The 19,912-nt window shown below is 42.5% G+C and carries 15 protein-coding genes; 6 read left to right on the forward strand and 9 right to left on the reverse strand.

What is annotated here, in order from left to right; translation table 11 throughout:
* Positions 1-18: 18 nt before the first annotated feature.
* Both NSTC731_RS02485 and NSTC731_RS02490 read right to left on the reverse strand, forming a co-directional pair.
* Positions 19-792 (reverse strand): nucleoside phosphorylase, encoded by a 774-nt coding sequence (locus NSTC731_RS02485; protein ID WP_445629478.1) that lies wholly within the window; start codon positions 790-792, stop codon positions 19-21.
* Positions 793-1,117: 325 nt separating this feature from the next.
* On the reverse strand, positions 1,118-1,717 hold the full coding sequence (locus tag NSTC731_RS02490) for a macro domain-containing protein (RefSeq protein ID WP_445629479.1): 600 nt from the start codon (positions 1,715-1,717) through the stop codon (positions 1,118-1,120).
* Positions 1,718-1,882: 165 nt separating this feature from the next.
* On the opposite strand from NSTC731_RS02490, the gene fusA reads away from it, so the two are divergent.
* From fusA to NSTC731_RS02510, 4 genes are all read left to right on the forward strand, one after another.
* The gene (fusA, locus tag NSTC731_RS02495) at positions 1,883-3,910 is read left to right on the forward strand and encodes an elongation factor G (RefSeq protein ID WP_445629480.1); all 2,028 of its coding nucleotides are present in this window, start codon (positions 1,883-1,885) and stop codon (positions 3,908-3,910) included.
* 535 nt (positions 3,911-4,445) lie between these two features.
* On the forward strand, positions 4,446-5,528 hold the full coding sequence (locus NSTC731_RS02500; RefSeq protein WP_445629481.1) for an acyltransferase family protein: 1,083 nt from the start codon (positions 4,446-4,448) through the stop codon (positions 5,526-5,528).
* A gap of 349 nt (positions 5,529-5,877) precedes the next feature.
* On the forward strand, positions 5,878-6,759 hold the full coding sequence (locus tag NSTC731_RS02505; protein WP_445629482.1) for a GNAT family N-acetyltransferase: 882 nt from the start codon (positions 5,878-5,880) through the stop codon (positions 6,757-6,759).
* Positions 6,760-6,821: 62 nt separating this feature from the next.
* The gene (locus tag NSTC731_RS02510) at positions 6,822-7,589 is read left to right on the forward strand and encodes a Uma2 family endonuclease (RefSeq protein WP_445632260.1); all 768 of its coding nucleotides are present in this window, start codon (positions 6,822-6,824) and stop codon (positions 7,587-7,589) included.
* Positions 7,590-7,602: 13 nt separating this feature from the next.
* On the opposite strand, the gene NSTC731_RS02515 is transcribed toward NSTC731_RS02510, so the two are convergent.
* Complete coding sequence (locus NSTC731_RS02515; protein ID WP_445629483.1) at positions 7,603-8,319, reverse strand: molybdopterin-dependent oxidoreductase; 717 nt, start codon at positions 8,317-8,319, stop codon at positions 7,603-7,605.
* A 314-nt stretch (positions 8,320-8,633) separates the two neighbouring features.
* Between NSTC731_RS02515 and NSTC731_RS02520 the strand changes: the two genes are divergently transcribed.
* A complete protein-coding gene (locus tag NSTC731_RS02520; RefSeq protein ID WP_445629484.1) occupies positions 8,634-9,626 on the forward strand; it encodes an NAD-dependent epimerase/dehydratase family protein in 993 nt (330 codons plus the stop codon).
* A 132-nt stretch (positions 9,627-9,758) separates the two neighbouring features.
* On the opposite strand, the gene NSTC731_RS02525 is transcribed toward NSTC731_RS02520, so the two are convergent.
* The 5 genes from NSTC731_RS02525 to NSTC731_RS02545 form a co-directional block, all read right to left on the reverse strand.
* The gene (locus tag NSTC731_RS02525) at positions 9,759-9,887 is read right to left on the reverse strand and encodes a hypothetical protein (protein WP_445629485.1); all 129 of its coding nucleotides are present in this window, start codon (positions 9,885-9,887) and stop codon (positions 9,759-9,761) included.
* 245 nt (positions 9,888-10,132) lie between these two features.
* The gene (gene bioF / locus NSTC731_RS02530; RefSeq protein WP_445629486.1) at positions 10,133-11,308 is read right to left on the reverse strand and encodes an 8-amino-7-oxononanoate synthase; all 1,176 of its coding nucleotides are present in this window, start codon (positions 11,306-11,308) and stop codon (positions 10,133-10,135) included.
* A 176-nt stretch (positions 11,309-11,484) separates the two neighbouring features.
* Positions 11,485-12,117, reverse strand: coding sequence for a Holliday junction branch migration protein RuvA (gene ruvA, locus NSTC731_RS02535; protein WP_099101282.1), 633 nt, complete (start codon positions 12,115-12,117; stop codon positions 11,485-11,487).
* Positions 12,117-12,875 carry a sucrose-phosphate phosphatase gene (locus NSTC731_RS02540; protein ID WP_445629487.1) on the reverse strand — a complete coding sequence of 253 codons (759 nt, stop codon included), beginning with the start codon at positions 12,873-12,875 and terminating at the stop codon, positions 12,117-12,119. The genes ruvA and NSTC731_RS02540 overlap by 1 nt, the downstream gene beginning before the upstream one ends.
* A 140-nt stretch (positions 12,876-13,015) precedes the next feature.
* Positions 13,016-13,525 carry a YfbM family protein gene (locus NSTC731_RS02545; protein WP_445629488.1) on the reverse strand — a complete coding sequence of 170 codons (510 nt, stop codon included), beginning with the start codon at positions 13,523-13,525 and terminating at the stop codon, positions 13,016-13,018.
* 804 nt (positions 13,526-14,329) lie between these two features.
* Here NSTC731_RS02545 and NSTC731_RS02550 point away from each other — a divergent pair.
* Positions 14,330-15,337 (forward strand): chemotaxis protein CheB, encoded by a 1,008-nt coding sequence (locus NSTC731_RS02550; protein WP_445629489.1) that lies wholly within the window; start codon positions 14,330-14,332, stop codon positions 15,335-15,337.
* 3 nt (positions 15,338-15,340) lie between these two features.
* On the opposite strand, the gene NSTC731_RS02555 is transcribed toward NSTC731_RS02550, so the two are convergent.
* Positions 15,341-19,486, reverse strand: coding sequence for a PAS domain-containing protein (locus NSTC731_RS02555; protein WP_445629490.1), 4,146 nt, complete (start codon positions 19,484-19,486; stop codon positions 15,341-15,343).
* Between the last annotated feature and the right edge of the window lie 426 nt (positions 19,487-19,912).

Genomic DNA, 19,912 nt, shown 5'->3' on the forward strand with positions numbered 1-19,912 from the left:
TAAGATAAATTTGTTAACTTACTCAAAGGTTGCTACTGCATTTACAGCAGTTGCGATCGCATTTTTCACAGCAATATCTTTTTGTTCTAAGATGATATTTTCACTATCAGTACGCGAAGCAACTACACCGCAAACAGCAGCAGCCGCAAAATTATACACACCTGCCATTTTAAATAGCGTGCCGCATTCCATCTCATAATTCAAGATATTCAAGCGCTGATATTCTTCTGTAATGCCATACAGCGATCGCATTAAATTTGGATTCGCTGAATCAGTGCGTTCTTGTCCTTCGTAAAAAGTATCAACTGATGCCGTAATTCCGATGTAATGTTCAACTTTTAATTCTCGTGCAGCTTTAACTAAAGCGACCGTCAGAAAAGGATCGGCTGCGGCTGGATACTCCACAGGTGCAATGTCATTCGCTGCACCTTGGCGACATAATGCTGCACTGCTAATAACAACACTACCGGCTGGTATATAAGGTTGGATCGATCCGCAAGTTCCAATGCGAATAATTTGCCGGATTCCTACTTGTATCAACTCGTTGACAACAATACTTAATGAAGGCGCACCCATACCACTTGTAGCTGATAAAATGGTACGACCATTCGGTAAGTATCCTACATAGCTATTGAGTCCGCGATTTTCGGACAACACGCGTACATCTTGTAAATAAGTTTGGGCAATTAAGCGCGATCGCTCTGGATCGCCAGATAATAAGGCAATGTTGGGAGGCGATGAACCTAAATCGTCTTGTCCAAAGCCAATGTGATAGAAACGTTTATTTGGCATTCAATTTTGGATTTTAAATTTTAGATTATTTTACTTACGAACCGTCTTTACCTCTCCATGTAAGATGCCATTGGTCATAAAACTTAGACTCTGGAATAATTTTTTGGCGAATTTCTGCCATTTCTTCGGAGCGGTTAATACTTTGCATCAGATAACCACTTTCAAAGATAAGTTCATGAACTTCCTCATATTTATAAGCAGGTTGAAAGCCAAAAGGAAGCCACTTGCTCCATTTGGGGATACTGCAAGTGGAGCAGTTGGCGTAAATTAAGAGGGAATGTGCGAAGCACACTAGGTTTCAGATTTTAAATGCGTAAGTCCTGCTTTACCTAAAATCTCCTCCTTTCCATATCTGAAGTTGTCTTTCAGCCGCAACTATGCAATTGAGATGCTTGGGTGGATAGAGAAAATGATCGTAAGCTAATGCCATTTGTCTAGCAGCTTCAGTATATGGCACTCGTCCTATTCCTGTACCCAATCCAGGACAGGCAATGGTGTTGATTTTTTGGCTAGCGTGTTGGTTATGCTGGCGAACTGTCAGCAGCATCGCCCACATTGCAATATAAGGAATATCTGTCCCAGCAATAATCATGGGAACTCGCATCGTAGGGGTATGAGCCAAAAAAGGATGTTTCTGATGATCTGTTTCCACAATCATTGATGTTCCCACAGGCTGTTCGCCCAAGTAATCCTCAAGAATGCGCTGCTGGACTCTTGCCATTAAGGAAGGGCCGAAAAAACGGATAATTGCCGCATCTATTCCACCATCCATCATGCCGAAAGAGTTAGCAGGGCTGACCATACAATCAAAATCTGGCAACCACTCGAAATAGTCATTCACTATTTCTACATTGGGTAAGTAATTAAAATTCTGTTGAAAGGCTGCACACAACAAAGAGTCGGGAGCTACCAATATCAATTTCAAGCTTTCATTTCCTCCGCTTGAATACCTATTTTAAACGTCAGCTAGGGCAAATATCAACGGTTTTTCTGTATTATCAGCCTTGTCTTTTTTTGTAATACATATATAATACAAAATATATCACCACTCAGTTGGTGACTGTTTGTCGCTTGAACAAAAGGAAATTTTATGATTCCCCGAACACGCATCCGAAATATTGGTATCTCTGCCCACATCGACTCTGGTAAAACTACGCTGTCAGAGCGAATTCTCTTCTACACGGGCAGAATCCACGCTATTGAGGAAGTGCGGGGAGGCGGTAAGGGTGCAACGATGGATTTTATGCCAGAAGAAAAGCTGCATGGTATAACCATCACTTCCGCTGCTACAACCTGCCAGTGGCACGATACTCAAATTAACCTGATTGATACACCTGGACACGTAGATTTTACAATAGAAGTAGAACGCGCCCTGCGGGTGTTGGATGGGGCGGTGATGGTGCTGTGTGCTGTGGCGGGTGTACAGTCCCAGTCCATTACAGTAGATCGGCAAATGAAGCGCTACCGTGTGCCGCGTTTAGCATTCATCAACAAAATGGATCGGACGGGGGCAGATCCATTCCGTGTAGTACAGGGAATACGCGATCGCTTGCAACTCAATGCAATGTTGCTCCAGTATCCGATCGGCAGTGAAGACCAATTCCAGGGAGCGATTGACCTGGTAGAAATGACTGCTGACTACTTTGAAGGTGAAAACGGCGAAAACCACATCAAAAAGTCAATTCCCGAAGCTCTTAAAGATGAGGCACAACAGGCACGGGAGAAACTACTAGATGCTTTGTCGTTGTTCTCAGAACCGATGACAGAGATGTTACTGGCGGGTGAGGAGATTCCCAAAACATTAATTTGGGAAACCATTCGACAAGCAACCTTGAGTCTAGAATTCACACCTGTATTGCTGGGTTCGGCATTCAAAAATAAAGGAGTGCAAAACTTATTGGATGCAGTTGTACTCTATCTACCATCTCCCATAGATAGAGAAGTGGTCAAAACCACAAATTCGGTGAGTGTCTACCCTAACCCTGATGCTTCCTTGGTGGCATTGGCATTTAAACTTACCGTTGAGTCCTTTGGGCAGTTGACCTATACGCGGATTTACTCTGGGACGCTCAAACCAGGCGATACCGTCTACAATTCGCGGACTGAACAACGAGTGCAAATCGGTCGCTTGGTGAGAATGCACGCCAATAAGCGAGAAGAGGTAAAAGTTGCGGTAGCAGGGGATATTGTGGCTCTGTTGGGTGTGGATTGTGCTTCTGGTGATACATTCTGTTCTGAGGAACCACTGCTATCTCTAGAGAAGATGTTTGTGCCGGAACCAGTAATTACGCTGGCGATTACGCCCAAGAAACAGGAAGATAGCGATGGCTCCGCCAACGCCAAGGGCGAACGCCTTTCCAAGGCACTCAATCGCTTTCAAAGGGAAGATCCCACTTTCCGCTTAAGTATAGATCCTGAATCAGGCGCAACTCTGATTTCTGGGATGGGCGAACTCCACTTAGAAATCTATCTCGAACGCATTCAACGGGAATATAATGCCGAGGTTTACGTTGGTAATCCTGCCGTGGCGTACCGAGAAACCATTAGGCAACAAGCTACTTTTGACTACCGATTCAAGAAACAGTCAGGCGGCCCTGGTCAGTACGCCCATATTACTGGGTGGATTGAACCCACAGATCAGCCGTTTGTCTTCGAGAATCGGGTGGTTGGGGGTGCGATTCCTAAAGAATATATCCCTGCGTGCGAGAAAGGTTTCCGTGAGGCGATGCAATCAGGACAGCTGGAAGGCTATCCGGTAACTGGGGTGAAAGTCGTTTTGGATGGTGGTTCTTATCACCCAATTGACTCTTCAGAACTGGCTTTTCGGTCAGCGTCCCATCAAGCAATTGAAGGTGCGATCGCTAAAGCCAAACCCTACGTCCTCGAACCCATCATGCTGGTAGAGGTGGAAACACCCAACGAGTTTATGGGAAGGGTTCAAGGTGACTTATCCTCGCGTCGCGGTTTGTTATTGGGTTCTGAGACAATGCAGGGATACACGGTGATTCGGGCAGAAGTAGCGCTGGCGCGAATGTTTGGGTATTCTACAGAATTGCGATCGCTTACTTCTGGGATGGCTACTTTTTCAATGGAGTTTGCCTGCTATCGGCAGTCATGAAGCCACATTAGCAATTAATATCTCCAGCTTATCCGTATCAAAAGTTTTAGATCCCTCAAAATCTCCCTTAAAAAGGGAGATTTTGATTTTGGTTCCCCCCTTTTTAAGGCTAGGGGGGATCTAAAAGTGCCTAAAGTCACAGCTAAATACTTGTTCATTCAACCTCTAAGAGGGTGTTTGAAAAGTTGTGAAGAGACTTAAATTTCTGCCAATAGAGAGATGTTTTTTTAATACTAAATACTTATTTATTAAGTCTCCTTGCAATCAAAGCGATTTTTGCAATTGTATAGAAATTTTTACTCGCTAAGTCGTCAGTAGTTTATCATAATCTAAATAAGTATATCTAAGGGAAGAAATAATCTTAGTGTATGTTTTTAGTAATTAATTTTTATCATAATACTGTTAGCCTTATGATTTACAACTTATAACAATTTTGTCCAGATTAATTAGAAAATAATATCTGTGAGACAAAATTGATTTTTATCTTAAAAAATCTCTGGCGATCGCCTTAATTTTGTCATCAGAAATAATTAAAATGGTAAAATCAGAAATAGTCGATCGTATAGCAAAAGAAAGAATAATACCAAGAATTGAATGGATTGATTGTTGGAAAGGTCTTGCCATAATTACAGTTGTTGTAGGACATATAGTCAATCCAGTATCGAAATATATTTACTGGTTCCATATGCCGCTTTTTTTCTTTATCAGTGGATATCTTTATAGAGAAAAAACTGACTACTATGCTTTTTTGAAGAAAAAAACATTTCATCTTTTAGTACCCTATTTCTCATTTCTTTGTTTATTTACTTTGCTTCAGTATTTACCATTGATAATGGACAGTTTGCAGCAAAAAAAATTATTGGCGATAGATAAACTTATAATACCTATATTGATAATAATTTGGAAACAATTGTATGGTGGAGCGAATCTGGTGCTTTGGTTTGGTGTATTTTGGTTTGTAACTTGTTTATTTTTTACGCAGCAGTTATATAACCTGCTCTATATAAAGTTTGGATCTAATAATTGGCTGATGATAAAAATTATTCTTGGCTGTTATTGTTTAGCAATGATTAATTATTACTTCTTTAAAAATATTATTTTTCCTTGGAATATTAATGTAGTGGCAATGGCACTTCCATTTTACTGGTTAGGACACATGGCAGCTAAATCATTATTAATTAATTGGAGGATATTGATATTAGGAATAATAATATTTTTGGCTGCCTTTTTACTAGATACTGGGTCTATCATATATTTCAATTTTAATATGAAAAATACCACCTATGGTGTATTAATTTTTAATGTAGTCATAGCTTTGTCTGGTATTATTATTACACAGCAATTGGCGGTACTACTTCATAATAAATCTCATATAGGAAATGCCCTACGTGAACTTGGTAGTGCTTCTATGCTCATTATGTATTTGCATCAGCCAATACAAATAACTATGAAAAATTACCCAATATTGGCATCTGAAGGAATTAGAGTGATAGGTGCATTATTGATTTCATATATTATTTACAAAATTATCATCAATTATTCAATTATGCGTCAGCTGTTCTTGGGTGATTTTTCAATTTATGCAGTAGTGGAAACTCTGAAAAACTCCAAAGTATAAGTTTGCACCCAATATTTTTCAGTTAAGGATTAAAGTGTGATAGCAGGCTCGTTGTTAGCTCGACTTTATCCATTTTTTTCGCAACGCGATCGCTCTTAGTAAAATGTGCCATCCTATTTACAAATGATAATAACCAAGCAGCACAAGCCGTTTATCAACAAATTGGCTTTTTGCCTACTGACGAGAAGTATGGCTTAGTGCTATTTGAAGAGACTCAGGCTTGAGAAATATTGGGGTAAACGTTGGAGGCGCAACACTTACACCCTACTATCTATTTATATTTTCCTTCTTCTGGATTTGCTAGAATTTATTTTGTAGTAAATTGTGTAATTGATAGTAATACTTGACTATGAGCAAGTATCGTTTTAAACAGTCATTCTCTGACGATCCCAGCATAAGTGATAAACTTTTTGACTTAATGGAAGTCACATTTCCCGGAATCAGCAGTTTAGCAGAATGTGCCAGAAAACTTGGTGCATCCTGGGAAACAGCTTCAACTCCCTTTATTCGCTTTCATGATGATATCGCTATTACCCATGTGGGAGTGTTAGAAATTCCCATGCAAATTATGGGACAAAGGCTGACTGTCGGAGGAATTCATGGAGTAGCTACCCGTCTAAAATTTCGCAGGAGAGGGTATTACCGTGAAGTGATGGAGGAAGTGCTAGGGTATTGCGATCGCGATCGCCTTTACGAAACCCTGATACTGACGACACCACAACCAGAGTTTTACTTACCTTTTGGCTTTCGTGTTGTCGAAGAACACATCTTTAAAGTTAAGTGTAACTCCACAGGTGGCACTGATAGCTTCAGAATACTGGATTTTGCAAATATTAAAGATTACACATTGCTACACAGACTTTTGGAAACACGTATTCCTATCTCTAATATAGTTGGCGTAGTCAACGAAAAACCTGTGTTCTGTGTCAATGAAGGAAGTCGTCCCTTATATTATGCAGAAGATTTAGATTTAATCGTTTGTATGGAGATAGAAGATACCCGACTTCATCTTTTCGATTTAGTGACAACGCAGATATGCTCTTTGAAGAATATTCTTAGTAAGATACCTCAACCCATTGAAGAAGTAGTGATTTACTTTAGTCCAGAACTTCTGGATGTCAAAGATGTGCAAGCATTCACCCATACTTTTGATGAAACTGTGCTGATGGTTCGCGGCAAATTTGCAGCAGAAGGCGAGAAATTTATGCTGCCGCGTTCTGCAAGGTGTTGAGTTACTTAAAAACAATTAAATCATAATAGAACTGAGAGTTTCATCATCAGGATTGCTTTATGATGTATCAAACCGATCCGCCGCGATCGCCTAAAGATGTATTGCCAACCATGTACGATCTTCCTAGCGAAGACCTAGAGGAGCCTGGTTTGCCCGATCAGTTTCATTTATTGCAACCTCGTTTGTTAGACGAAACCTTTCGTCCACCAAATTATCCAAGCGACGAGATATTTGTTGCTAGCGATCTGAATCTTTATTATGACCCACGCTATCCACTGTGGTATAAGCGACCAGATTGGTTTGCCGTTTTAGGCGTTTCCCGACTCTACGAACAACGGGATTTACGCTTAAGTTATGTTGTTTGGCAAGAGGGAGTTCATCCTTTTATTGTGGTTGAATTACTGTCTCCCGGAACTGAAAAAGAAGACTTGGGGCAGACATTGCGAGATATCAAGCAACCACCAGGAAAATGGGAAGTGTATGAGCAAATTCTACGTGTTCCTTATTATGTAGTATTCGATCGGTACAAATATGAGTTCAGGGTGTTTAAGTTAGATGGTGGTCGTTATGCTGAGATCGCACTGTCAGAGTCGCGCTTTTGGATACCAGAACTAGAATTAGGCTTGGGTGTTTGGCAGGGACGCTATCAAGATGTAGAACAGCCCTGGTTACGGTGGTATGATTGGACAGGCTGCTGGGTATTGACTTCTACAGAACGAGAAAGTCAACGAGCTGAACAAGAAAGTCAACGGGCTGAACAGGAAAGACAACGAGCTGAACGGTTGATTGCACAATTGCGAGCGCTAGGCGTTGAACCCGATTTGGATTAGCTTTTTGCCTGCCTCATAACCCTGCAAACCACTCATAGCCTTGATCTTCCCAATAGCCTTTAGTAGGTAATAAATTACTGACGAATGTAATTTGAGTTACCCACTTGCTTTGCTTGTAGCCCAGTTTAATTGGGGATGCTAGGCGCATAGGCGCACCATTATCAACTGATAAGGGTTGTCCATTCTTTTGATAAGCCATGAGAGTTTGGGGATGTACAACAGAAGCAAGATCCCAGCTTTCATAGTAGCCATCAGCAGATTTGAAGTAGACATAACGGACGTTTGATTTCGGCTGTACCAGCGCTACTAAATCTCGTAATCGCACACCTCCCCATTGAACGATCGCAGCCCAGCCTTCAACACAAACATGGCGAATTACCATTGAAGTCAAGGGTAGTTTTTGAATATCTGCCATGCTCAATTGCATCGCATTATTCACCTCACCATTAATTATTAAGCGAAACTGCGCCGGATCGATTTGCGGGGTAAAATCAAAAGTATTAACCAGCAATTTATCTGCTTCTATAGCACTGACAGGAAATTCAGGTATAGGTTTTTGAGTTAGCAGAAGTGCTTCAAGACTTTGGTTTAGTGGCTCAGAGATTTGCCGCAAATTATCTGAGAACAAATCTGTTCCACAGCCACCAAGAAGAAAGCCTACTCCTGAAAGTCCAGATACTTGCAGTAACCGACGACGGGATAGGGTACGTTTGGGAAGAATCAGACTCATAAAACCTCTACAGAAACATAGATTTCACTAAACGGATGCTTCCTACCTTCAGGGCAAGTAAGGAATGAGCAATTGTAAACAGTATGACAGTACGAACTTCAAGGGTTAAAGCAAAGGTAAAAGTTAATATTTCGCATTTATCTGGCTTGCGATCGCCAACCTAAAGATTGTAAGTTAGTTACACACATAAAAATCTCTACGCATTTCTTTGCTACTGATATCAGTTTTTACTTTATTATGTAGGCTACGGATATTTAATTTATCTTAAGCGCTATTTTAAAAACATAAAAAACCTTAATTAGCTACAACTTTATATGTCAAATAACAAAGACTTTTCATCCGAAAAAAGCTCTTCCGTTAAAAATGTCTTGATTATAGGTGCAGCCGGGTATATTGGCGGAGCGCTGTGCCAAAAGTTTTCTCAGACACAAGATTTTGCAGTATTGGCACTTGTACGTCCGAATACTGATATTGAGGGTATAAAGCCTTTTTGCAAGGAAATAATCCGCTCTCAAGAGGTAGAAATTTCCAGCAATGATGTTGCACAAGCAATTCGCAAGCATGATATTACAACAGTAATTAATGTAGCGTGGCACATGCCTCCAGAATCAACCCAAGAAGCTCAATTCGCTTTAGACCGTATAGCATTAGAAGCCGCTTTATACGGTACTAGTGCAGTTTCGCCAGATATTCATGTAATTACAACCAGTGGGAATTTCTCTTTGATTACCGCCAATGGAGGACGAATAACAGAAATACCTCCGCCAAAAGATTATACACGGCCCGAATATTTAGTATGTTTTGACTTACTATCGGGTGTAAATGTGTTGAAAGATGTGCTAGTAGAAGAATATATCAGTAATGGAGGTAACGCCTCGATTGTCTATCCTTCATCAGTGTATGGTTCAGCACCAACTCGTGGCAGTTTCTGGGATTTTGCCATTCAGCAGTTCATTACAGGGAAACCACACCAAGGCTATCAACCATTTCCACCAGATTTTATGACGGCGTGGATTCATGTTGAAGATTTAGCATACTGCTACATTGCAGTAGCGCGATTTGGCTCCAAAGGAGGACACTACCTTGCTGCGCCTGAAAATTTTAGTATTAGCCAAGTGTCAAAAATGTTTGCCCAGGCTGCTCAGGTAGAATTTATTCCCCCAGTCTTTGAAAACAAAGACAAAGTTATATTTGATGATTCTCATACTAGAGAAGTACTTCAACTTCAATGGAAGTATAAAGTGGCTGATGAGATGAAAGGTTGGGTAGAGAGAATAAAAGAGTTAGGAACTTATTTTTTAGAGTAAATCAGGGGTAAAGAACTAGTAAATCGTTCGATCGGCTTGATTAAAGCCGTCCGTCAACGTCACCGACGAATGGCTGCTTGCTCTATTGACATCTTGATACCTTAACTAAGTGTCTGGGGAATTAAAACTGATTTAGATGGTGATGCTTGCCAATAACCGAACTATATTTTCTAACTCGTCTTGATGTTGTTCTTGCAAGTTTTGTAGGTGCTGATAAATCAAGGTTTTCTGAGTACCGCCTTCATGGGTATCTGGATTCATAAGTGTCCTACTGTGGTATGCGCTATTTTCATTATCGGAGGTTTTAAGACTTTATCAATAAGTATGTAATTACGAATTACGTAGCCAATACTTGTCGGTGAAAGGGAAAAGGGGAAGGGGAAAAGGGAAAGAAAAAACCTTTAACCCAACCCCAGTAACCTTTTCCCCAAACCAAATTCTGAGTTCAAAATGCACAAAGCGAGTAGTATTGATTACGTAGCTTGCTTCTCATGCCTTGATGAGTATTACGAATTACGAATTATATTGCAATCCTTCAGCACTGCTACCAATTTTTCAATATGTGCTGCTTCATGAGTTGCCATTAAAGATATTCTGATTCGACTTGTGGGTACTGTGGGAGGGCGAATTGCTGGGGCAAAAATGCCAGCATCTCTTAGCTGTTTTCCAGCTTTGAGTGCATCTGTTGCACTGGGCAATTGAAAACATAATATAGGTGATTCAGAAGGCAGCAATTTCAGGTTAGGTAACTGTTGCAGTAAATTTTTTAAGTGATGTATATTTTGCCACAATTTAGCACGGCGTTGCGGTTCTTGTTGCACTATTTTGATTGCTGCTAAGGCTGCGGCTGTATCAGCAGGTGAAAGCCCAGTGGTATAAATCCAACTGGGTGCGCGGTTCCGTAAGAAATCAATTAGGGCGTTACTTCCTGCTACATACCCGCCTAAACTACCTAAAGCTTTACTCAAAGTGCCAGCTTGAATTAACGGCTTTCCCGTACATCCAAAATGTTCGACACACCCAGCGCCAGTTTTTCCTAGTACCCCAGTGGCATGAGCTTCATCAACTAGCAGCATACAGCTAAATTCATCAGCGATCGCCAACAGTGCAGGCAACGGACACAAATCGCCATCCATGCTGAAAACGCTATCAGTAAGAATCAAACAGCGTCGGTAATTTTGCCGCTGTTGACTCAACTGAGTTTTTAATACTGCCAGATCGCAGTGTGGGTATTCCACCACTGCTGCACCGCTAAGAATCGCCCCATTTTTCAGACTGGAATGATTGTACTGGTCAGAAAATATTAGATCGCGTTTGCCCACAAGGGCGGTAATTGCACCCAAATTTGCTAAATACCCGGAACTAAATACCAAGGCATCTTCTGTTTGTTTGGTAGATGCGATCGCCGACTCTAACTCCCTGTGTAACTCCCGATGCCCACTGAGTAATCTCGAACCAGTACTACCTGTCCCAAATTCAGCGATCGCAGCAGTCGCCGCCGCCATCAACCGCTCATCTCCAGCCAATCCCAAATAGTCATTACTGGCAAAATTAATTACCTCTTGCTCAGCTAAAACCACCGTTGCACCCGAACGGCCACCGATCGGTTGTACCGAACGATACCAGTCCGCCCGATGAATTGTTGCTAAGGACTGTTCTAGCCAGGCATAAGGGTCGGTCATTGGGACAGGGGGCAGGGGGAGCAGGGGGGCAGGGGGCAGGGGGCAGGGGGCAGGGGGAGAATAACTAATGACAAATAACTAATGACTAATGACTAAGGACAAATACTTTGGCTTCGCTCAGTACAAGTGACTAAGGACTTAATGACTAAGGACTAATGACAAATGACAAATGACAATTAAACTTGTTCGCTACTGAGATGAGCGATCGCTTGTTTAATCCAGTCTTCGACATAGGCATCTTTGGGTAGTCCGATGTCTTCGCTGACCACGTGGAGGGCGTGACTGACCTCATGGGCAGTATATCCCAAGGCGAAGAGGGTCATTTGCACTTCTTCGAGAATTCCTGGTGCTGGCCCGCCTGTGGCGACGAAGAATCCGGCTGATTTGCGCCACTCGACTAATTTGCTTTTCAGTTCCAAACAGATGCGTTCGGCGATTTTTTTACCGACACCGGGAGCCTGAATTAAGATTTGTGTATTGCCAGCGATAATTGCTTGGACTAAATCTGGTAGTTCCAGAGTGTCCAAGAGGGCGATCGCTAAGGCCGCACCAATCCCTGTGACAGTCAACAAGTGGCGAAATAAATCGCGTTCGGCTGGGGAAGCAAAGCCATAAAGAAAGGGCACTTCTTCACGAATTTGTAAATGGGTAAAAATTTGCGTTACTCCTCCCGACTCTGGTAACTGGTTTGCTAGGCGTTGGGGAACTTGCAAATCATACCCCAAGCCATTCACTTCCAGAGTCAGAATCACGCGATTCGCGCCAATTGTTTGGATACCAGCGACTATACCTTTTAAATAACTAATCATTACAAGAGACCAAAATAATTTAAGCCTTCGATAATTCCACCTGCACAAAAAGATGAAGCCAGGTAGTGATAGTCTGCGGGATGCTCATTGTGCCATTGGAGTAACTCTTTTCGGGCATTCCCCACAATGATTCCCCGTTCGTTGCCTACAGCAAATAAAGCAATATCATTACCCGAATCACCACAGACAACTGTTTGTTCTGCTGCAAATTTCCACTTCTGGCGCAAAAACTGCATTGCTTGACCTTTATCGCTGGTCAGGGGTACAATGTCAAGGTCTATTCCGCTACTGTAGATTAACTTTACATTTAATTTAGATTTTTGTAACTCAGCTTCAAGTTGTGGTAGAACATTCGCAGATACTTCTTGTTCTAAAAAACAACTCACTTTGAAGGGGCGCTGTTCGGAATCTGGTTGCCGAACTAACTCCGGATATTTTTTCGTAATAGATAATACAGTTTCCCGTTCCCATCCTGGAGAGAGGATTTCTGACCAATCTGAGTCTGGAGTATCAGTACCATCTAGGTAAATTTCTGTACCCACAGATAGGACGAGGGCATCGGGTTGCAAAAGATTTTTTTGAGCTTGGAGTTCTTTGTAAAGTACAGGCGATCGCCCAGTAGAATAAACGATTTTAGTACCGTATTCTTGGCGATGTTGACTCAGCAGTTGATTTAGTTCTGGTAAAGCGGTGTCATCGCCTACAGTCCGGTATACGAGGGTGTCATCTAAATCGGTTACAAAAAGAAATGGTTTCATGATTAAGACCTCTTGCAAAATTTCGTTATTCTACCGCGTGAAGGGACTTTTGCAAGAGATTTCTTTGTTGAAAAGAAAATATCGTATCAGACACTAAATTCAAAGATCAATGCTTAACTGAACTGTATTCTATGTAAAGCTCAGGATATGTATAACAACACTACATCACCACACTTAGCTGCTTCTTGAAAGAACTCTACCACGTAGATATAGTAATAGGTTATGTACTCTAGTGCTTCCTTCCCTTCTTGCCATACATATGGATAAACATCTGCTGTCAAAAGTGCTGAAGGATCGAAGCGGGCTTCCAGATCGGTCTTGGAAATCTTGCTTAATTCTTTCGCTACTTCTTGTACTTCTTGAGGTGAGAGGAAGCGGGCTGGGCCAAAATCAAAATCTGGGTTTTCTGGATCGCCTAGTGGAGTACCGCCCATGACAACATTTGTTAAAGGCGGATCGTTTGGGAGTGCCGATCCAGTAAGTAAAAAATGAAGACCATGCCATGTCTTGTCAATATTGAGATAGCGCCCATCTGATTCAGATATCTCGTCCGCCTCGTCACCAGGAAATAAAAAAGTAACAATAGACTCTGGATTATTTTGTAATTCAGTAAGTCGATTGGGTGAGATACGTCTATAGTGTCCTATCATTCCCATATTAATTATTACAAGATTAAGCTACTGTTTTTGATCTCCTAAAATATAGCCTTTTGATTTCCGATTTATCTCGTTCCCATGCTCTGCATAGGAATGGCTTATTAGAGGCTCCACCTCCAGTCAAGATATTGAGTCTCAAGCTTTAAACCGATTTTTTCAGTAACAAATAGATTCATAAGTTCATTACAATGATTGCTGCAAATGCTTAAAGCTTTCTTATACATGGAAGAGCATTTGTTGCAAAGTATTAAGCCTTTGCAACAATTAATTATATATTTGCTGGAAATACTTAAACCTTTCTTATACATGGAAGAGCATGTGTTGCAAAGTATTAAGCCTTTGCAACAATTAATTATATATTTGCTGGAAATACTTAAACCTTTCTTATACATGGAAGAACATTAGCTGCAAACGCTCGAATTTTGGCAACTAATGTTTAAATTTGAGCGATGTCTACAAAGACGTAGCACCGAAAAACAATGTATAGAAGTAGCATTGCTACGACCCTTAGAATATATTTCTGTGGAAATGGTTTTCCGCAGTTTATATTTTTTCAATCGCGGAAAATAATTTTGCGTGATTTTAAAACCCTTAAGACTTACGCAAAAACTCTCTGAGCAGGACTTTGTTGAGTTAAGCAAAGCGCAACCCAACCTACAATTTTTCTTAACTGAACTGTATTGGAATATAATCCTTTCAAAGCTAGGTGAGCAAATTCTTTGGTTGCGTTAATGTTAAGACTGGCGGTATATGTGCTTTTGCTGCCCACTCTGCCATGTTAGTGAGATCGTTACATTAATGCTTAAACACAATATTATCGTCGTTGGAACATCAGCAGGTGGGGTTGAGGCGCTGACTTATCTAGTCAAACATTTGCCGCCCGATCTCAATGCTGCTGTAATTATAGTCCTTCATGTATCAAGTTACAGCAAGAGTTTTCTACCAGAAATATTAAGTCGTGCTGGCAAGTTACCAGTGTCTCACGCTCAGAACGGCGAAGCTATTGTTCCTGGTTCGATTTATGTTGCTTTGCCTGACTACCATTTACTGGTAGAAAAAGGATATTTGCGTTTGACGCGGGGTGCAAAAGAAAACCGTTGTCGTCCTGCTATCGATCCATTATTTCGCAGTGCAGCGCGAACTTATGGGCAGCAAGTGATTGCTGTGCTATTAACAGGTCTGCTTGACGACGGCACGGCAGGACTAATGGCTGTAAAAATGCGGCGTGGTGTAGCAATTGTCCAAAATCCTGACGATGCTTTGTATCCTGATATGCCACGTAATGCGATCAAGAACGTAGAGGATATTGACCATATTTTGCCACTTTCAGATATTCCTTCTACTTTAGTAGCTCTAGTTAATACGCCAATGGAAGTACAACCGGAAAACCCCATACCTAGCGAGATGGAGTTTGAATCTAAAATAGTACAATTGGATTTGGAAGCAGTAGAAAACGAAAGCGATCGACCTGGTAAACCATCAAACTTTGCCTGTCCTGACTGCGGCGGTATTCTCTGGGAACTCGAAGAGGGAAATTTGTTGCGCTTCCGTTGCCGCACGGGTCATGCTTATTCAGCAGAAACTTTGCTGGCTACGCAGTCTGAGAAGGTAGAGGATGCACTATGGATCGCTTTGAGGGCATTGGAAGAGAAAGCTTCTTTATCACATCGTATGGCTTCAAGGATGGAGGTTCGCAATCAAACCTTGGCGGCACGATTCAAAGAGGAGGAACACTCTGCCAAGGAGTCCTCCGCCATTATTCGAGAAGTACTTTTGAAGGTCAATCCAAACACAGATGTTGATTGAAGGTTAAACCGAATCATTTTCAGGAATGGGATGGTTTAGTTTACCGCGTGCAAGTGCCACCACAGCTTCAACTAACTCTTCTGGATCGAGGGGCTTGGTAACGTGCAGTTGGTAGCCATTGCCGATCGCTAGTTGGGAATCCTCAACTCTAGCATAAGCAGTCAAAGCGATCGCGGGAATCTTTCCCCCTTTTTCGGGAGTTAAAGCGCGAATCTGTTGAATCAGGGAATAACCATCGACTTCCGGCATCCCAATATCACTGACTAAGACATCGGGTTGAAAGGATTCTAGGTTTGCTAAAACTTCTGCCCCAGAAGCAACAGTCAGGACTTGCGCGCCGTATTCAGCAAGCAATACTGTTAATAGCTGACGGGCATCGGGGTCATCATCAACTGTGAGGACTCGAATCCCGGTGAGTTCGAGTGCTGGTTGTGGCAACTCATCTGTCTGCTTGATTTCCGGTTCCACATTCAGCAGTGGCAACTGGACTGTAAAGGTGGCTCCCAAGCCCTCACCTGGACTATCAGCCGTGATGGTGCCACCGTGCGCCTCAACCAACTGCCGGACGATCGCTAACCCCAATCCCAACCCGCCATACTTGCGAGTAATTGAGACATCTTCTTGACGGAATGACTCAAAAATATACGGGAGAAAATCTGGGTTAATGCCTTTACCTGTGTCACTGACAATAATCTTTACCCAATCGTCAACTCGCTCTAATCTGGTTTCTACCCGTCCGCCTTTGGGAGTAAACTTGATCGCGTTGGAAAGTAAATTCCAAACGATCTGTTGAAGGCGGTTGGAATCTCCAGAGACTTGCCCAACATTCGGCAGTACTGAATGCAACACGATTGATTTGGAAAGGGCTGCTGTATTTACTGTGTCGAGCGCAGATTCAATCACAAATGCCAAATTCACCGGAGCCGCTTCGATGCTGAGTTTGCCCCGGAGAATTTTGGCTACATCAAGCAAGTCATCAATCAGTTGAGTTTGTAGTTTGGCGTTGCGTTCGATGGTAGCTAAAGCTTCAGCCGTTTTCTTTTCACTAAATTTGCGAGTTTGCAGCAGTCTTGTCCAGCCGAGAATTGGATTGAGAGGCGATCGCAATTCATGGGAGAGAATAGCCAGAAACTCATCTTTGATCCGATTGGCGCGTTCGGCTTCGGCTCTGGCTGCTTGTTCTAGTTGAAATAGGCGATCGCGTTCGATTTCAGCTTGTTTGCGATCGGTGATATCCTGGACGTTGCCTACCATCCGGATTGCATTGCCCGCAGTATCATAGAAAACCTGACCTCTAGCCGCTAACCAGCGAATGCCATCAGGATGTATAATCCGGAAATCATCTTCATAATGCTCTTGTTGTTGCTGAATGGTGCGAGTCACCGTTTCATCAGCTGAGGCGCAATCGTCTGGGTGCAAAAGGCTTAACCACAGTTCATAGGTGATTTCCTTTGTGCTTGGGTCAAGCCCAAACAGATTGATATATTCTTCAGATACATGAGCTCTGTTGCGGGTAATGTCCCAGTCCCATAATCCCGATTGTGTAGCTTTGTACGCCAATTTCAACCGGGCTTCGCTCTCCTGCAACAGGAGTTCTATCTTTTTGCGATCGGTAATGTCTCGTGAAATCAACAAGATTCGTTCCAGTTGCCCAGAGCCATCCAAGATCGGGCTAACGACCACTTCCCACCATTTCGGAGTGCCTTTTGCAGTTGGGCAGTATCCGCGAAAAATGCTGACTTCGCCTGTTTTAGTGGCAGCAAGTGCCGACTCTACCTGTTGCCGATAACTGCCTTCCCAGAAACAGAGCCATTGAGTATTAAGATAGGAATTTAAGTCATCAATTTCCATCAAACACAGTCCACCTGTATTCATGTACAGCAGCCGCCCGTCGAGGCTTAATACCTTGATGCAATCAGAACTGCTGTCTAAAATGCGGTTTTTAAATTCTTCACTCTGGCGCAGGGCTTCTTCGGTTTGTTGGCGAGTGGTGATATCTCGCCAAGTGGCAACAAATCCATCTCCACATTTAGCCACGCGGATATCAAAGGCTCTAACTAAGCGTTGTTTTCCGTACACATCCTCATAAACTAAGCTGTCTTTAATGAGCGGCTGTCCTGTTTCTACTACCTGGCAGTATTCATTAAACAATCCACTTTCATGATGCCCTGGTAGTAATTCACACAATCCCCGTCCAATCTGCTGCTCATAAGTCATTTGATTGTTGAAACAAGCCGCACTATTGACATATTCAGTCACAAAATCGACAATCTGTCCCTGCTCATTCCGTACAGCACGGTATACTCCAAAGCAGTCCAGCATATTTTCAACTGAGGTGCGGAAGCGTTCTTCACTGTCTCGCAGGGCTTGCTCTACCTGTTTGCGATCGCTGATGTCTTCGGCAATCCCGGCAAACCGATAAATCTCTCCTGTTTCATCTCGCAGGGGAAAGCAGCGATCGTGAACCCAGCGAATATTACCATTGGGTAAAATAATCCGATATTCCTCATCAAATTTACCTGCGACAGCTTTTTCATGAAACGCTCTGTCTGTAGATTCTCGATCCTCTGGATGGATGCGATCGATCCATGCTTGTTGTTCTTGATACAATTCTTGCGGGTTCAATCCCCACAGTCGTTTATATGCAGGACTAACATAGCTGACTCGATTTTCCGACACTTCTTTGATCCAGAACACCGCATCAATATTTTCTGCAAGCTGCCGAAAACGTTCCTCACTCTCGCGCAGAATTTCGGCTGACTGTTTGCGTTCGGTGATATCTAGATCGATACCAGCCATCTGAATTGGTTGCCCCTGTTGGTCGTAAAATACCTTACCCTGGCTTAGTGCCCAGCGAATTGTACCGTTGGGATATACTACCCGAAATTCAATGTCATAGTCTTCTCCGGTGGCGATCGCCAGTTCGACGGCTGTCAGCACGCGATCGCGATCTTGAGGGTGGACTCGCGCGGCAAACATCTCGAATGAACCGTCAAATTCTCCTGACTCCAGTCCAAATAAGCCTTCTAGGTTATCCGACCAGGAAATTTTTCCGGTTTGGATGTTCCAGTTCCACGTTCCCATCCGAGAAGCTGACAGTGCCAATCGCAGCCATTCTTCGCTCTCCCGTAGTTCTGCTTCTACTCGTCTGCGATCGGTCAGTTCATTCTGCGCCTGCTGATAAAGTTCCGCCTGCCGAATTGCAATGCCAACTTGAATCGCCAGTTCTTTGAGCAAGTCGATCTCTAAGGGTTGCCACCTTCGAGGAGTTGCACAATTATGAGCAATTAGCAATCCCCAAAAGTGGTCATCGTAAATAATCGGCACGACCAGATTAGCTTTCACTTGAAACTGAGCCAACAATTCAACGTGGCAGGCATCAATACTGCTATCCTGAATATCAAATATTGCCGTTACGTAACCCTGACGATAGCGTTGGATATAATTCTCGACAATGGCGGTATCGTAGCTTATTCCTGGTCGATTCCATGCAAGGTAGTTCTCGGCGAGGCAGGGATCGTACATAGTAGAGTCAAGCAGCGATCGCCACTTTTCCCCAACCGATTCTGCTACTACTGTCCCATTCCCATCAGGTTTTAACTGAAAAACCAAGACGCGATCGGTGTGCAGAAATTCTCGCACTTCGGTTACAGTTGTCTGAAGAATTTCATCCAGATTTAGCGATTGGTGAATTTTTTGGGTAATAAGTGAGACTACGCGCTCTCGTTCAATACGCTGTTGTAGTTGGGTGCGTAGCTGCACTGTTTCAATTGCCCCATTTACTGCTATTTGCAGCCCTTCTGGGGTAATTTGCTCTTTGACAAGATAATCTTGTGCGCCCGCTTTAATTGCCTTAACTGCGATCGCCTCATTGCCTTGCCCAGTGACGACAATCACGGGTAGGCAAGGCTGTTGGGTCGAGGGTTGCAATTGTGCCAGAAATTCCAGTCCGTCTAGGTCGGGCAATCGATAATCAAGCAACACTACATCGGGCTGATGTTGCTGCCAAAGTTCTAACCCTTGTTGTCCCAGCGTTGCTTCTAGGATAGTGTACGAATATTCGCGATCGCGCAGTAAATACCGCCGATAGAGTTCTCGATCTTCTGGGGAATCATCGACAATTAAGAGAGCGCGCTGTTGCTGAGACATTGTGAATTAATTGATCGAGTAGATGTTAACCCACATTCTGTAGGTTGGCATAGAAAATTGACATTTTTAAAGAAATGCTAAAACCCTGATTATCCCAGGATTTTAGCATATTTGATAAATTTATTGGTTCGCTCTTTACATCTGCTTTGCGTTAACTTATTCGCTCGCTCTAATGTATAATTTAATTCTTAACTTACTTATAAAATTTATATCATTTTTGCCAGAGAATCATCTATAAATATTGATTCAATAATACAAATTTTCTATGAAGATCGTAATAGCAATCCTCAATCATTTGGCAGAAATAAAATCGCTGTAAAGCTGATAATTAGGGGATTTGAATCTTCTAATATTCTTGTGTTTAAATTCGGTTATAAACTGAATGCGATCGCCATTATTACAATTGCAAATATACTCAATAAGTAA

The sequence above is a fragment of the Nostoc sp. DSM 114167 genome, from assembly GCF_052692655.1.

Coding starts and splice junctions, on each gene's coding strand:
- NSTC731_RS02485 (WP_445629478.1), bottom strand. CDS start 792: ATGCCAAATAAACGTTTCTATCACATTGGCTTTGGACAAGACGATTTA.
- fusA (WP_445629480.1), top strand. CDS start 1,883: ATGATTCCCCGAACACGCATCCGAAATATTGGTATCTCTGCCCACATC.
- NSTC731_RS02500 (WP_445629481.1), top strand. CDS start 4,446: ATGGTAAAATCAGAAATAGTCGATCGTATAGCAAAAGAAAGAATAATA.
- NSTC731_RS02505 (WP_445629482.1), top strand. CDS start 5,878: ATGAGCAAGTATCGTTTTAAACAGTCATTCTCTGACGATCCCAGCATA.
- NSTC731_RS02510 (WP_445632260.1), top strand. CDS start 6,822: ATGTATCAAACCGATCCGCCGCGATCGCCTAAAGATGTATTGCCAACC.
- NSTC731_RS02515 (WP_445629483.1), bottom strand. CDS start 8,319: ATGAGTCTGATTCTTCCCAAACGTACCCTATCCCGTCGTCGGTTACTG.
- NSTC731_RS02520 (WP_445629484.1), top strand. CDS start 8,634: ATGTCAAATAACAAAGACTTTTCATCCGAAAAAAGCTCTTCCGTTAAA.
- NSTC731_RS02525 (WP_445629485.1), bottom strand. CDS start 9,887: ATGAATCCAGATACCCATGAAGGCGGTACTCAGAAAACCTTGATTTAT.
- bioF (WP_445629486.1), bottom strand. CDS start 11,308: ATGACCGACCCTTATGCCTGGCTAGAACAGTCCTTAGCAACAATTCAT.
- ruvA (WP_099101282.1), bottom strand. CDS start 12,117: ATGATTAGTTATTTAAAAGGTATAGTCGCTGGTATCCAAACAATTGGC.
- NSTC731_RS02540 (WP_445629487.1), bottom strand. CDS start 12,875: ATGAAACCATTTCTTTTTGTAACCGATTTAGATGACACCCTCGTATAC.
- NSTC731_RS02545 (WP_445629488.1), bottom strand. CDS start 13,525: ATGATAGGACACTATAGACGTATCTCACCCAATCGACTTACTGAATTA.
- NSTC731_RS02550 (WP_445629489.1), top strand. CDS start 14,330: ATGCTTAAACACAATATTATCGTCGTTGGAACATCAGCAGGTGGGGTT.
- NSTC731_RS02555 (WP_445629490.1), bottom strand. CDS start 19,486: ATGTCTCAGCAACAGCGCGCTCTCTTAATTGTCGATGATTCCCCAGAA.